18 protein-coding genes and 1 pseudogene are annotated in these 13,334 nt (G+C 34.9%); 2 read left to right on the plus strand and 17 right to left on the minus strand.

What is annotated here, in order from left to right; all coding sequences use genetic code 11:
- Window positions 1–296 precede the first annotated feature (296 nt).
- The 8 genes from FOT98_RS18190 to FOT98_RS18225 form a co-directional block, all read right to left on the minus strand.
- Window positions 297–632, minus strand: coding sequence for an IDEAL domain-containing protein (locus tag FOT98_RS18190; RefSeq protein WP_063260297.1), 336 nt, complete (start codon window positions 630–632; stop codon window positions 297–299).
- 114 nt (window positions 633–746) lie between these two features.
- Entirely contained in the window at window positions 747–1,160 is a 414-nt protein-coding gene (gene saiR / locus FOT98_RS18195) for an Rrf2-family transcriptional regulator SaiR (RefSeq protein WP_001083470.1), read from the minus strand.
- A gap of 194 nt (window positions 1,161–1,354) precedes the next feature.
- Complete coding sequence (locus tag FOT98_RS18200; RefSeq protein WP_061680327.1) at window positions 1,355–1,489, minus strand: BA3454 family stress response protein; 135 nt, start codon at window positions 1,487–1,489, stop codon at window positions 1,355–1,357.
- 30 nt (window positions 1,490–1,519) lie between these two features.
- Window positions 1,520–1,915 (minus strand): transcriptional regulator SpxA, encoded by a 396-nt coding sequence (gene spxA / locus FOT98_RS18205; protein WP_000236195.1) that lies wholly within the window; start codon window positions 1,913–1,915, stop codon window positions 1,520–1,522.
- 366 nt (window positions 1,916–2,281) lie between these two features.
- A complete protein-coding gene (locus FOT98_RS18210; protein WP_063260298.1) occupies window positions 2,282–2,848 on the minus strand; it encodes an SGNH/GDSL hydrolase family protein in 567 nt (188 codons plus the stop codon).
- Window positions 2,849–2,865: 17 nt separating this feature from the next.
- Entirely contained in the window at window positions 2,866–3,690 is an 825-nt protein-coding gene (locus FOT98_RS18215; RefSeq protein ID WP_063260299.1) for an MBL fold metallo-hydrolase, read from the minus strand.
- A gap of 29 nt (window positions 3,691–3,719) precedes the next feature.
- On the minus strand, window positions 3,720–4,277 hold the full coding sequence (locus FOT98_RS18220; protein WP_063260300.1) for a DUF7010 family protein: 558 nt from the start codon (window positions 4,275–4,277) through the stop codon (window positions 3,720–3,722).
- Window positions 4,278–4,304: 27 nt separating this feature from the next.
- The gene (locus FOT98_RS18225; RefSeq protein ID WP_063260301.1) at window positions 4,305–5,144 is read right to left on the minus strand and encodes a phosphotransferase family protein; all 840 of its coding nucleotides are present in this window, start codon (window positions 5,142–5,144) and stop codon (window positions 4,305–4,307) included.
- Between the two features lie 175 nt (window positions 5,145–5,319).
- Between FOT98_RS18225 and FOT98_RS18230 the strand changes: the two genes are divergently transcribed.
- Window positions 5,320–5,529, plus strand: coding sequence for a hypothetical protein (locus FOT98_RS18230; protein ID WP_063260302.1), 210 nt, complete (start codon window positions 5,320–5,322; stop codon window positions 5,527–5,529).
- A gap of 31 nt (window positions 5,530–5,560) precedes the next feature.
- On the opposite strand, the gene FOT98_RS18235 is transcribed toward FOT98_RS18230, so the two are convergent.
- From FOT98_RS18235 to FOT98_RS18265, 7 genes are all read right to left on the minus strand, one after another.
- Window positions 5,561–6,460 (minus strand): PhzF family phenazine biosynthesis isomerase, encoded by a 900-nt coding sequence (locus FOT98_RS18235; protein ID WP_063260303.1) that lies wholly within the window; start codon window positions 6,458–6,460, stop codon window positions 5,561–5,563.
- 8 nt (window positions 6,461–6,468) lie between these two features.
- A complete protein-coding gene (locus FOT98_RS18240) occupies window positions 6,469–7,242 on the minus strand; it encodes a GNAT family N-acetyltransferase (RefSeq protein ID WP_063260304.1) in 774 nt (257 codons plus the stop codon).
- A complete protein-coding gene (locus FOT98_RS18245; protein WP_063260305.1) occupies window positions 7,239–7,943 on the minus strand; it encodes an SDR family NAD(P)-dependent oxidoreductase in 705 nt (234 codons plus the stop codon). The genes FOT98_RS18240 and FOT98_RS18245 overlap by 4 nt, the downstream gene beginning before the upstream one ends.
- On the minus strand, window positions 7,940–8,503 hold the full coding sequence (locus FOT98_RS18250; RefSeq protein WP_063260306.1) for a GNAT family N-acetyltransferase: 564 nt from the start codon (window positions 8,501–8,503) through the stop codon (window positions 7,940–7,942). The genes FOT98_RS18245 and FOT98_RS18250 overlap by 4 nt, the downstream gene beginning before the upstream one ends.
- Window positions 8,504–8,685: 182 nt before the next feature.
- On the minus strand, window positions 8,686–9,234 hold the full coding sequence (locus FOT98_RS18255; protein WP_063260307.1) for a GNAT family N-acetyltransferase: 549 nt from the start codon (window positions 9,232–9,234) through the stop codon (window positions 8,686–8,688).
- Between the two features lie 166 nt (window positions 9,235–9,400).
- A complete protein-coding gene (locus tag FOT98_RS18260) occupies window positions 9,401–10,900 on the minus strand; it encodes a class I adenylate-forming enzyme family protein (RefSeq protein WP_063260308.1) in 1,500 nt (499 codons plus the stop codon).
- 133 nt (window positions 10,901–11,033) lie between these two features.
- Window positions 11,034–11,567, minus strand: coding sequence for an NAD(P)H-dependent oxidoreductase (locus FOT98_RS18265; protein ID WP_063260309.1), 534 nt, complete (start codon window positions 11,565–11,567; stop codon window positions 11,034–11,036).
- Between the two features lie 124 nt (window positions 11,568–11,691).
- Between FOT98_RS18265 and FOT98_RS18270 the strand changes: the two genes are divergently transcribed.
- A complete protein-coding gene (locus FOT98_RS18270) occupies window positions 11,692–12,015 on the plus strand; it encodes a winged helix-turn-helix transcriptional regulator (protein WP_001072996.1) in 324 nt (107 codons plus the stop codon).
- 245 nt (window positions 12,016–12,260) lie between these two features.
- Here FOT98_RS18270 and FOT98_RS18275 read toward each other — a convergent pair whose 3' ends face one another.
- Window positions 12,261–12,527 carry an ArsR/SmtB family transcription factor gene (locus FOT98_RS18275; RefSeq protein ID WP_061680336.1) on the minus strand — a complete coding sequence of 89 codons (267 nt, stop codon included), beginning with the start codon at window positions 12,525–12,527 and terminating at the stop codon, window positions 12,261–12,263.
- Between the two features lie 327 nt (window positions 12,528–12,854).
- Window positions 12,855–13,334, minus strand: a pseudogene (locus FOT98_RS18280) (hypothetical protein); the annotation flags it as partial.

Consider the following 13,334-nt stretch of genomic DNA (forward strand, 5'->3'; position numbering starts at 1 on the left):
GAGTATGTCCAAAACCGTACTCTTCTACTCCCTATTGTAAAAAAATGAGTCCGATGCCAAAAGGCATCGGACTCATTTTTTTAACTTGATGGCTATGGCCCATATGGACAGCTTATTTACATCATTATTAGGAGTGGACAAACAAATCACTTCCATGTCATCTTAATTTTAGTTTTTTCAACTCTTCTTCAGGGACATTTCTATGTTTGTAATGAATGGCTTTTATTTCATTTCCTTTTAGATGATATTATTGATTATTACACGATTCAACCTATTCAAAATGAATAATATAACTTTTAAAATCCCTCATTAACTAGCTCTCTTATCGAGTTTAATTTTGCAGAGAGCTCAATAAACCATTCTTCATCCCCTGTTAATAATGCAAGGTCTATAAGATAAAGGATTTGTTCCTTATTTATTACCTTTGATTCAGGGAGTTTGTTAACGTGTTTACTAAAGAGTAAAATCGCTTTGTTCATTGTGTACTTGTCGTCACGTTTCACAATGCTAACTGTAACTACATCTTCCACTTCATCAAGTGATACAATGTAACCAACTATGAATTCACCATCATTTGATATTCCACGAACCCAATCTCCCACTTTTAAAACATGATTATTATTTGACACCATACCTTTTCACCTTCTTATAAGTATTTTTTGTAACGTTAAAAACTAACTCTAACTGTAATTATTTTCATTACAGTTGTTTTTGAAGAACTCACGGCTACATAATAATTAAGCCGCTTAACGTTCTTGATTAATAAGGTCAACAACTTCTTTCATTGTATAATTCTTTAAATATTCACCTAGATGTTCTTCCGCACCTAAAAAAATAGCAAAAAGAACTTTCCGCATGTTCGAACCTACAATACACTGATCATTTGATTCTGGACACTTCGGTTGCAATGCACCTTCAGAGGTTATTTGATAAATATTCCAAAGATTAATTTCACTTAAATCACGGGCAAAAATAAAACCTCCACCAGTTCCCTCTTTTGATTGTATAAACTTATGTTTTTTTAACAAACTTAGCACTTTGCGAATGCGTACTGGATGAACACCTGCACTTTCTGAAATAGCATTACTTGTTGACATCCGATCTGGTTGTAAAGCTAAATAAGTTAAACTGTGAATGGCCAAAGTAAAGTCGCTGTTCATTATTGTCCTCCTACGATAAAAAATATGATTTCTCGCTTAGTAACATACTGTAGCCATAAATATTACAGATAGGTTAGTCAAACGTTAAAATATATAAGAAACATGCTTAGCATGAAAAAATAAATCCCTTTATATTCTATCAGAACTCCCCTATATCTCCTAACTTCATTTAACTTTTTAAGTTGCAAATAAATTTAAACAGTCCACTGTTTCTTAACTTGTTCTTCTGCCAATTGTTTAATTTTCGTCCAAATCGTATCTTTACTCACAATAACATTTGTGCGATAGTTTCTATCTTTATAATTAACTGTAACACATACTTCAATCACTTTTATTTCCTCCTTTCAAAATATTACTTATTAATTAGCCATTTTTTGCAATTCCATATTCAAAAATGTTCGAACGCTACGCGGTAAAAATTTTCGAATTTCATCCTCATTAAAACCAACCTGTAATCTTTTTTCATCCAGCATAATTGGACGACGTAACATTTGAGGATACTCAATTATTAATTTATAAAACTCATTAAGCGAAAGCGCCTCAATATTGATATTTAATTCCTGAAAAGTTTTAGATCTAGTTGAAATAATTTCAGTAGCACCATCTTCAGTTAAACGAAGAATGGATTTAAGTTCATCAACTGTAAGCGAATTTGATACGATATTTTTTTCGGTATAATCAATTTGATGTTCTTCAAGCCATGCTTTTGCTTTTCGGCATGAACTACAGCTTGCTGTCGTATATAAAATCACCATATTTTACACACACCTTTACTTTTTAAAATTATTATATAGATTATTGAAATGTATTAAAAAAAATTACAGTTTAGAATGAAATACACGTTATATTATTTATTCGAGAATATTTAATTTATCTGTTTTTTACAAACGATGGCAACTCACTTCTAAAAACTATACTGTAATTTTAAACTTTACAGTTCAATTAATCAACTGTTAAGTCTTGGATGCATTCCATTAGGGGCACAAATCATTTTCCTTTTTACGAATGTCCTATAGTGTTACAGCTAACCACTTCTTTAAAGTACATTTTATCCCGCTATTTGAGTGCACCGCCTCAAAATTTGGCAAGAGCAAAAAAGCAAAGCGCGCACACTTTGCTTCTTACAAAATCCCTTTTAACTTTTTACCAATTAACTCCGCTAAATACTCATAACCTTGTCGGCCAAAATGTAAACCGTCTTTTTCATCATCTTCTACAAATTTTTTATAATTCTGTTCTTGAATCATCTCAGCATGTAAGTTTAAAAAATAACTTCCTGTTTCCTTCGCCACTTCCTCTACTACGTCTGCATACTGACCAAGTACTTTATTGGTTCTATTATACTGGCGTTCTTCATCAACTGGTGCAGGACTAATAAGTAATACTTTTTCTGGTGAAATCATACTTACAATCTTCTCTAAATTACCTTTGTATACTTGTAATGGTACTGGATCAAATAATACCGAATCATTCGTACCAAGAAAAACAGTTACAAAGTCTGGTTTATGGGATAGTACATCATCTTCAACCCTATGTAACGCATCAAACGTATTATCACCCGGAACACCCGCATTTACTACCTTCCAATTTGAAAACATCTCTTGCAGACGCGGTGTTAACCTCGGCGTTCCATCAAAAAACATTTCATCAGCTGTAATACTATCACCGAAGCATACTAACTTATTCATAAAAACTAACTCTCCTTTTACGTACGAAATAACTTTCCTTCTACCGCCTTAACATATCTTTCAGCAGAACGTTCCACTGCCTCATTTGCATTCTCTTTCACTACTCGGTGAAAAGCATTATATAAACGATTAAATTGTAACGGCTTCACTCGATTCGCCATTTCCTCCACTTTTCTCGCTGGTAATGGAATTAAGTTTGGATAACTGTACATGAAGCTCACCCACTGCCTATCCGCTACGACTTGAATAATATCACCTGTTAACAAAATACCTTTCCCATCATTTCCTTCTTCCCAATGTAATACAGAACCGCCGCTAAAATGTCCTCCGAGACGATGAATAGTAATTCCGTCCGCTAATTGTAAAGACTCGCCAGACCAATAAATAATACGGCTACTTGGGCGTACTACCCACTCTTTATCGTCTTCATGTATATAAATTGGTACATCAAACGTTTCTGCCCATTCTACTTGTGTTGAATAATAATGAGGATGAGATAGTGCTATCGCATCTAACCCGCCCAACTCCTTTATCTTCTCAATTGTCGTTTCATCTAAATAAGTAATACAATCCCATAGTAAACGATACGCTTCCGCTTTTACTACATATCCCGTTTGACCAATCGCAAATTCCGGTTTTGACGTAATACTATAAAGCCCATTTTCTTCTTCTATCATTTCATTTTTATATGTGCCACTCGATTGCAAGTTTTCTAAAGTCGTCCAAGACTGCCCTTTCGGATTCACATATTGTCTCTCCTCATCACAAATAACACAACTTACCGGTTCTTCCACACTCGCTGCATACTGTACGCCGCACGTTGTACAAACGAAATTTTTCATAATAATTCCCCCTAATCCCTATATTTTTATTAAGCTGTTTTTTGTTGATAGTGATCTACTTTTTTATTTTCGATTAATAAACCTATTAGAGTCAGTAAATAGACAGCTGTAACTGACAATGGAATGACAGTAAATCCATTGTCTGCAAAAAGAATCCCGCAAACTGACGTGACGAATACAGTCCCTATTGACAATAAACCATAACTTTTACTCTCATAAATCCATACGTACGGTACAAAATGAACACCTATTAACATTGCTACTACAAAAGGTAACCACTCTGGAAATTGAAAATAGGCAAGTAATACAAACGGAATATTTAATACATTTATCCCGCCAATTAATCCAGCTAAAGTCCCTAGCGGATTTCCTTTCGCAAACATATCAATTTTTAATATGGCAGCTATCATTAAACCTAAAGGAAACACACAACCCATACCAATTAAATACACCCACACAACTTGCTTTTCAGAAAGAAGAATACCCGTTACACTCGCTACAATCCAAAACAAAATACCAGCTATTATAACAGGAACTCCCTTCTTCGTTTTTTGCGCTAAATCTTTTTTTGCTTCTGCTATGTTCATTTCACTATCTCCCCCCAACTATTTGTACTATAAAGCCGGATTGATTTCGTCCATCCAATAACGCCAAGCTACTAAATAATCTTCTAAATCTTTCGGGTGGTGCCTCAAACATGTATCTATACGCAAATATAATCCTATGACTATCTCCTCGTACAAATCTCGTTCTTGTTTATGAAATACACATTGTTTCATCACATAAGCAATCGTTTCTTTCGTTATATCTTCCGGAGATGAACAGAACGCGTAAACTAAGTCATATAAAGGTTCTCCAAGGATTGGTAACGGATCAATTACTCCATGTAACCTATTTTCTCGAAATATAAAATTATGAAATCCGAAATCACCATGTAATAAAAATGGCTGATTTACTCCGGCGTCCCTATTTGCTAGTTTAAGAACAATTCTATACTCTTCCTCACTTATGTAACGTCTTACATTTTCATGAGCTTCTACCACATTTGTTGTTAAAAATTCATTCCAAGATTGAACCGGATTTTCTTTCCAGCCCCAGCCATCTGCCTCTGGAACAATTTTATACTTATTGATCACTTCTTTTACAAGTGTACGAAGCGTACTTCGTTTATATCCTTGTTCGCACGAAGTATTACCTTCAAGGAAAGAATACACAATATATGTATGTAAAGGTTCCTTATACAAAAGCTTTGAAAATAAAGTATTCCCCTCATAAAAAGAAAGAAAATGAGCTTCTCCACGTATTACTTCCGCTTCATTCAGCTTTACAACATATTTTTCGTCCAACAAATATACAGTACTTGTCGTTCCTCCGTTCAACACTTTTACGTTATTTGGATCATGTGAAATAACTTTCTCCTTAACGAGTTGTGCAGCAATTATTGAAATGTCCATTCCCTCACCCTTTAATCCCGAAGATTCCCTCAATTTCAAAGACAACTTTACTATTATTTGACAAACAAATAGGAAACCCCTTCCAAAATCTTAATATAACAAAAATTCATTTACTTTTATATTTCAAAAATAGGGAAATACTAACAACAACGTTACATACATATAGGAGGACAATATGAAACCTGAATTTTTAAAAGCGGTACATGATGCCATTGGTAATGTCGAACACATTCATATAGAAGAAAGCGGTGCTGACAGCTTACTTATCCATCATGATGATGCACAGCAGTTACAACAAGTCGCTAGAACGCTAGAAAACAACAATTTCCGCTCTGCTTTAAGAACAACTGGAGATGCTTCGTATATTGAAGTGTTGAACAGATAATGAAAGTCCGGATATATTCTGGGCTTTCTTTTTATATCGAAACTTCAAATTCGTTCACATACACCGCTGTTCCTGCAATATCTATTTGTAACTTCTCATTTTCTACATCTTTCGTTACATATACCGTTACACGACCATCTTTATTCATTTCCTGTCCTTGTTCCACGATTAACTCCATTTCATGATCAAAATCTTTCTTCAAATACGTCGCATAGTACGCTCCCATTACACCTGAAGCTGTTCCTGTCACTGGATCTTCAATCGTTCCCGCATAAGCCGATGAGAAATGACGCCCGTGCATTTGTGCCTGCTCATCATAAGTTTCTAAACAAACTGGATGAATAGAAGCTTTAGGTATTTCTTTTAATACGGATGGAAACACCTCATTGTTAGGTTTCATTCTCTCACATACATCTAGATTTTTAACCGGTACAAGTACGGTCCAGTTCCCCGTACTTCCATATACAATCGGCAAACTTACATCTACATCATTTTCTTCTAAACCGATACTATGAGCTAATTCTTTTTTTGAACCGGTAAATTCTTTAAACTGAGGTGCTGCCTGCCTCAGTTTAATAAAGGTTTCTCCATTTCCATTTACACCTATTTGTATCGGTAAAATCCCAGCCTTCGTTTCAATCGTAAGGTTACTTTTCTCTTCTAGTAAACCTCTTTCACACAAGGAAAATATTGTTCCTACTGTCCCATGACCACATAAATCCATTTCAAAACCAGGGGTAAAAAAGCGCATTCTTATATCTGCTACTTTTGAAGAAAGGACGAAAGACGTTTCATTAAATCCAACTTTTTCAGCAATAAGCTGCATTTCCCCTTCCGTTAATCCATCCGCATCTAATACAATACCTGCTGGATTCCCCATATTTGGTTTATTCGTAAATGCATCATAATGAAATACCTTTATAGTCTTCATTTTTTCTCCTAACTTTCTTTAAAAATTTTATAATAAAGCTCTATCTCCGTTTTCACCGAACAATTATTTCTCCAAAATATCTTCTGCATCTTTTCATTTGAAGTATGTGTGCTGCCGATGTAATAAGTAGCGCCCATTTCCTTTAACATATGTAAAGATTGAAGATGCAGTTGCGAAGAGATTCCTTTCCCGCGATAATGAGGCATTACCCCAAAGTAAAATAATCGTCCTTCACTTTCTGTTCCAGTCTCTATATGCGGTATAGACAAACCAACCGGCTCATTTTTATCATAAAAAACAATGCATGACTTCTCCCAACCTTTACCTAACTCTGTTTGCACTGAATAAAAATGCTCATCAATATTTAAAGTGGAAGTTTGATTTCCTGAATTCAACATACATTGCTCCCAAATGCATTTAAAATCTTTTACCGATAACGTTTCTTCTATTGAACGGTATGTAAATTGTTTTTCAAGCGCTTCTACATTGTCTAACTCTCTACACACTTCTATCTTTGCTGCATATAAAGAAAAACCCGCATCAAGTAACACTCTCGCACTTGTGTTATAACTACTAAACCTTTTATTTAATACAATACTCGCTCTGTTTAACTCCCAGTTAAAACAAATTTCTTCAAATCTACTTATCTTCTCTTTATAAGTTTGTACGTTATAAAAGGCAACTTCTTCTATCTCTTCAATCGTTACTGCATTTGGTAAACCATTTAATATTTTTTTCGAAGGACCAAATAAACTTTGAACAACTGTAAGATCGTACTTCACCACTTTAATTCTCCTATCCCAGGCTCAATAAACTTCCCTGAAACATCCTCATTTGAATCGATTACCCAATCATATATATTTTGCGCTCCTTCAGCCGGAGTCATATTCGCATCAAAGGCACCAATGTCAGTCTTTAATTTTCCAGGGTGAATTGCCGTTACATGAATTCCTTTATTCTCAAACTCTTGTTGTAAGCAGAGTGTTAACATATTTTGTGCAGCTTTAGCAATTCGATAGGAATATGAGAACTGACCTTGCGGAAACTCTTTACTCGCCATTTTATGTAATGACCCTAAGCGAGAGGACACATTTATTATTCTCGGATGATCCGATTTCTCTAAAGCTACATATGTACCTTTTACAGCTCGAATTACACCTAAGCAATGAATGTTAAATAAGTCCGTTAACTCTTCTGAATTCGTCTGTAAAATCTCAGTCTCCTTTCCAGTAATTCCAGCGTTATTTATAACTAAATCAATATACTCTGTATATTTCTTAAGCTGGTTCTTAATTTGCGCCGTACTCTCATCAATCGATAAGTCTGCCAATATAGGAAAACATCTACAACTAAACATTTGCTTCAATTGCGTTACCGCAGCCTCAGTTCTAACTAACGGATAAACGATATGCCCATTTTCATGAAATACTTTTACTAACTGTAACCCTAATCCGCGATTTCCACCTGTAATTAGAACTCTCATATTTCCATCTCCTTATTTTTAAAATAAATAAGAAAATCCATCCACTTATCCTTCTCTAAAGAAAAAGCCTCTCTCTTGCATTCCAATGAAAAACCTGCTCTTTCCGCGAGACGGACGGACGGCTTATTATCAACATGTATATGTAATTCAATTCTATGAAAATGAAGACTACTAAAAAATAACGATAACGCAGCTTTCACACTTTCAATACCATATCCATTTTTCCAGTATTGATTATGTATGGAATACCCCATCATCGCCCATTGATAATCCATACGTAAAATTTTTATTAGCTCTAGCTTTCCAATATTAGCTCCGTCTTCTTTACGAAAAATACCTAATACATACATCTCATCTCGATGTGCTGCTTCATCAAAACCTCTTATCCATTCCGTGAACCATTCTTTCGTTGAACACGACATGTCATGATAGCCATCATCGTATTTATACTGAGCTGGTAACCGCATTTGGAATCCATCTAGCCAACTTTTATAATCTTCTTTTTGAAACGGACGGATACTAAGTCTCTCTGTCTCTACTTGTAATAGCGGCAGCTTCATTTATATCTCTTCCTTTAATTATTAATTGAATATTCTTTATTATCTTACAAGAAATAGAAAATCTAGTAAATTATTATGTTTTTGATGAACAGAGCTCTGTTAAACTACAATGCCGATTTTTAAGACATACAAAAAGGAAACCCCGTTCTGAAGGGTTTCCTTTTGCCATCACACTACCAATGTTATCTATGATTTAAAAAGGTATATTCTGTCTTTAATATTCCATAAACATCGACATCTTCATATGTATTTAATAAAAGTCTATTCTGTCTCAATGTGCCTTCTTTACACAAACCCGACTTTTCTAACACCTTAATCGATGATCTGTTTCTGGAAATAGCAGATGCCCAAATTTTATTTAGACCTAATTCAATAAAGCCAAAATGAATCATTCTATTTACAGCCTCGGTTGCAAAACCTTTCCCCCAATAATTCTTACCAATCCAATAACCAAGCTCACCTCTATTGTTACCTTTGTCAATTCTTAGTGTAATTGTACCTACAATTTCTCTTGATTCTTTAGAAATGATTCCTAAAGGATATTCGATTCCTTGCCTCATAAGTTCTGGTTGCATATCGACCCAATCTTGCGCGAACTCCAATTTATATGGGTGTGGAAGCCCAAGAATATTGGCTAATTCCTTGTCATTAGCTAATTCTTTAATTCTACATACATCATCATTGGTAAAAGGTTCTATACATAAATTCTCAGATTCTAATTTTATAGCCACATTTTCTCCCCCTTGTACTGAAATTAATTAACTTCCTTTATTTTCAATATTACACTAAAAATAAACAAAAAGTTTCAAATATTAACAATATCCACTAACAGAATCATAAACAAAAAATCCAGCTATGCTTTGTACATAACTGGATTCCTCATCATCTAATCACTTTTTATTTTACAAGTACACCTTCTCTTAATTCCCTCTTCAATACTTTCCCTAACGCATTTTTTGGTAATTCTTCCATAAATACAACTTCGGGTATTTTATAACTTGCTAGTTTTTCTTTACAGTGCTGTATAATTTCTTCTTCCGTTAAAGGCGTTTGCATATCTTTTACAATGTACGCTGTCGGAATCTCTCCCCAAAAGTCATCCGGAACTCCAACTACTGCAACTTCTAAAATACCATGTAGTTCATGAATGACATCTTCTACTTGATCTGGATATACGTTATCACCACCACGTATGATAACGTCTTTATATCTTCCCATAATATGCAGGAACCCGTCGTCATCTATCATGCCAGCATCGCCCATGTTAAACCAATTATCTTTTACTACCTTCTTTGTCGCCTTTTCATTATTCCAATACCCTTTAAACATGTATGGACTTCTTACATGAATCTCTCCGACTTCATTTGCTATTAGTTCATCACCTGTTTCTGGATGAACAATTTTTAACTCTACATGTTTCAGTGTTTTCCCTACAGAAGACATCTTTTCTTTTCCCATCATTGGATGCCATGAAGTTACAACCCAACCTTCTGTACTCCCATAGCCTTGCACCATATAAATTCCTTTTTCCATATATTTTTGAATAAGTGTTTCTGGCACTTTTGTTCCACCGCTTTGTGCTACTTTAAAAGTTGAAATGTTACGTTCTTTTTTATTTAGCTCATCAAGCATGTAGCTATAAACAGCTGGGAACGCAAGCATCGTCGTAACCTTCTCTTCTTCAATCTTATCCCAAATAAGAGCAGGATTCGAATCAGCTAAAAAGATCATCGTAACACCATGATAAATACAATTTAAAATAGACAGCACGCCACTCATATGAAATAAAGGATGCACGGATAAAAAGCGTTCACCTGCAGGAAATTCTCTTTGGCCCGCAATTTCAGTAAAATAATGATGTAAGTTTTTATGTCCAATTACACATGCTTTTGCCTGTCCAGTCGTTCCTGAAGTAAATAAGTAAATCGCATCATCATCTTCATGAACTTCTACGTTCGGTTCTGTCATTGTCTGTTCTTGTAATGTTAATTCAAATGAACCAAAGCCTTCTTCTGTCGTTTTAATTACATAAAGAATTTCTTTAACAGCATCAATCTTTAGAACTTCATGAAATTCTTCATCAATAACTAATACTTTTAATTTTGCTTCTTTTACAATCGTTTCTAATTCATACGCAGTAAGCTGATGATTTAGCGGAATACATACAGCTCCAATTTTTAAACTTGCCATCATAACGATTGGAAACGGATGATTATTTTTGCATAGTATTCCAATACGATCTCCTCTTTGTACACCGTTTTGTAACAAATAGTGTGCAAGCTGATTTACGCGTTCATTATACTGTTGAAACGAATACCTTTTCTCTCCGCCTACAAGCGCTTCCAAATTTGGTGACTGCATTGCTCTTTTTTGTAATAATTTTTGTATCGTTCTCAAGTAAAACTCCCCTTTATATATGTTAGATTTTTTATTTTACCAGATTAACTATTAATTTACTAAAGATTACACTTAGTGAATATAAAATCAATAAAAATAGCCATCTACTTAACAAGTAAATGGCTATTCCCTTTTATATATTAGAATACTGCTTATTCATCACATATCGTACATACTCAGGCGCACTTTTATCAATCTCTTCATCACTTAATTTATATTCGGCACCATATAAATAAAATGAAGGTATAAATTTCATGTCTGTATATAAGCACGTAGCTTGAAATGGTTTCGTCAACTCATCCATCGTAATTCCGCTATTTTCATAGTCTTTTTCTAATCCACCTATAGAAATAGCTAAACCAAATTCTTTCCCCTTCACTTTATCTCCTTTTGATCCGTACGCAAATCCATATGTTAATACATCATCAAACCATTTTTTTAATAATGGTGGTGAGCTATACCAGTAAAGCGGAAATTGAAATATATATCGGTCGTGTTCTACTAACAGCTTTTGCTCTTCTTCCACATTAAACTCCCAATTCGGTGCCACTTTATACAATTCATGCACCGTAATTTCATCCGAATGTTTCTCAAGTTCTTCTATCCATCTTTTATTAATTTTTGATTTTTCAATATCAGGGTGTGCTACAATTACAAGTGTTCTCATCATTTCCCATCCCCTTTTCAAATTATTCAATCCTTTACGTATTAGTATGAGTGAGTCACATATAATTGAAAAGTACGTACTTTAAAGTGCTATAGGAACCTTAAAGTACCTTTGGAGGTGTTATATGAATCAAAATGAAGACTGCCCAATTGCAACGACACTCGATGTAATCGGCGGAAAATGGAAGGTTCATATTTTATGTGTTTTGATGGATGGGAAAATGCGAACAAATGAAATCCGGCGAGAAATCCCAAACATTACGCAAAAAGTTCTTACACAACAACTTCGGCAACTTGAAGCTGACGGGATTATCCATCGTACTGTATATCAAGAAGTACCACCAAAAGTTGAATACACAATAAGCGAGTACGGGAAATCTTTAATGCAAATTATGGATGAACTATGTGAATGGGGAAAAGATCATCAAATCAAAAGATTACATGACTAAAAAAACGTACCCATTTCTTTACAGACTAGCGGGAACGGCACATCACTATCAAGCTAACAAAAAGACCTTAATAAGAAAGCTTTCATTTTTACAGTCCATTTAAAATTTAGCTTGATAGTGATACGGCAAGACCCAAATAAAGAAATACATTAGACAAATCGAAAAACAACAACAAATACGACTAACATTACTAAGAACATTACAGTTACTGAAGTGCTTTCTTTTGAAGTCTAAACAGTCATCCTTTAAGCCAAGCTTAATAATATCGCTTTTGTGCGATTATCCGTTACTTCATAATAAATTTCTAACCCTTTCCGAGTACCTGTAACGACTTTAGTAGCTTTTAGTTTAGATAAATGTTGACTAATTGTACTTTGAGGCATTTGTAATGTTTCATACATTGTCGTTACGTTAATAGGACCTTTTGCAAGCATTATTTTTACTAATGATAAACGGACCGGATGCGCCAGCACCTTTAATACTTCAGTGATTTCTTCATACATTTCTCTCATATTTTTTCTCCCCTTTTATATAAAGTGAAACTTTAATCAGTGGGGGTTTTCTTCATCCCCCACTGATTATTAGTTGAACCAATCGGGCTTTTATGGGCAGTTGATCCCCCGCCTAACTTCTTTGCTTTCGCTGAATTTTGAGGCGGGGGTCTTACTGCCCATTAAAGCGGGATAACTATTAATGATATCCATATATATAATTCGAAAGGATATACGATTTTATGTCCGTCATTTTAAAAAAATATTAAAAAATCTCTTCAGATGGAGGGAATCCTCCCTATTCTATAGATTATTCTTTCACTCGATATTATCTGGTAGGGGCCTTCCTTACTGAGACCCTCTGCCGTTGCTCCCTTGCTGGTGCCCATTATTCCCTTGCGATTCTCTTCCGTTGTTTCCTTGACCATTTCCATTATTCCCTTGCGACCCTCTACCATTGTTTCCTTGGCCATTTCCATTATTCTCTTGCGATTCTCTTCCATTGTTGCCTTGACCATTTCCATTATTCTCTTGCGATTCTCTTCCATTGTTGCCTTGACCATTTCCATTATTCCCTTGCGATTCTCTTCCGTTGTTTCCTTGACCACTTCCATTATTCCCTTGTGATTCTCTTCCGTTGTTTCCTTGACCATTTCCATTATTCCCTTGCGACCCTCTACCGTTGTTCCCTTGCTGATTTCCATTATTCCCTTGTGATCCTCTTCCATTGTTCTCTTGCTGGTGCCCATTATTTCCTTGCGAGCCTCTTCCGTTATTCTCTTGCTGGTGCCCATTATTTCCTTGCGAGCCTCTTCCGTTATTCTCTTG

Source organism: Bacillus sp. HY001 (genome assembly GCF_007558965.1).
GTDB lineage: Bacteria > Bacillota > Bacilli > Bacillales > Bacillaceae_G > Bacillus_A > Bacillus_A mobilis.

Coding starts and splice junctions, on each gene's coding strand:
- FOT98_RS18215 (WP_063260299.1), bottom strand. CDS start 3,690: ATGAAAAATTTCGTTTGTACAACGTGCGGCGTACAGTATGCAGCGAGT.
- FOT98_RS18250 (WP_063260306.1), bottom strand. CDS start 8,503: ATGAAGCTGCCGCTATTACAAGTAGAGACAGAGAGACTTAGTATCCGT.
- FOT98_RS18225 (WP_063260301.1), bottom strand. CDS start 5,144: ATGGACATTTCAATAATTGCTGCACAACTCGTTAAGGAGAAAGTTATT.
- FOT98_RS18220 (WP_063260300.1), bottom strand. CDS start 4,277: ATGAACATAGCAGAAGCAAAAAAAGATTTAGCGCAAAAAACGAAGAAG.
- FOT98_RS18275 (WP_061680336.1), bottom strand. CDS start 12,527: ATGAGAGAAATGTATGAAGAAATCACTGAAGTATTAAAGGTGCTGGCG.
- FOT98_RS18245 (WP_063260305.1), bottom strand. CDS start 7,943: ATGAGAGTTCTAATTACAGGTGGAAATCGCGGATTAGGGTTACAGTTA.
- FOT98_RS18270 (WP_001072996.1), top strand. CDS start 11,692: ATGAATCAAAATGAAGACTGCCCAATTGCAACGACACTCGATGTAATC.
- FOT98_RS18265 (WP_063260309.1), bottom strand. CDS start 11,567: ATGAGAACACTTGTAATTGTAGCACACCCTGATATTGAAAAATCAAAA.
- FOT98_RS18210 (WP_063260298.1), bottom strand. CDS start 2,848: ATGAATAAGTTAGTATGCTTCGGTGATAGTATTACAGCTGATGAAATG.
- FOT98_RS18235 (WP_063260303.1), bottom strand. CDS start 6,460: ATGAAGACTATAAAGGTATTTCATTATGATGCATTTACGAATAAACCA.
- saiR (WP_001083470.1), bottom strand. CDS start 1,160: ATGAACAGCGACTTTACTTTGGCCATTCACAGTTTAACTTATTTAGCT.
- spxA (WP_000236195.1), bottom strand. CDS start 1,915: ATGGTGATTTTATATACGACAGCAAGCTGTAGTTCATGCCGAAAAGCA.
- FOT98_RS18190 (WP_063260297.1), bottom strand. CDS start 632: ATGGTGTCAAATAATAATCATGTTTTAAAAGTGGGAGATTGGGTTCGT.
- FOT98_RS18230 (WP_063260302.1), top strand. CDS start 5,320: ATGAAACCTGAATTTTTAAAAGCGGTACATGATGCCATTGGTAATGTC.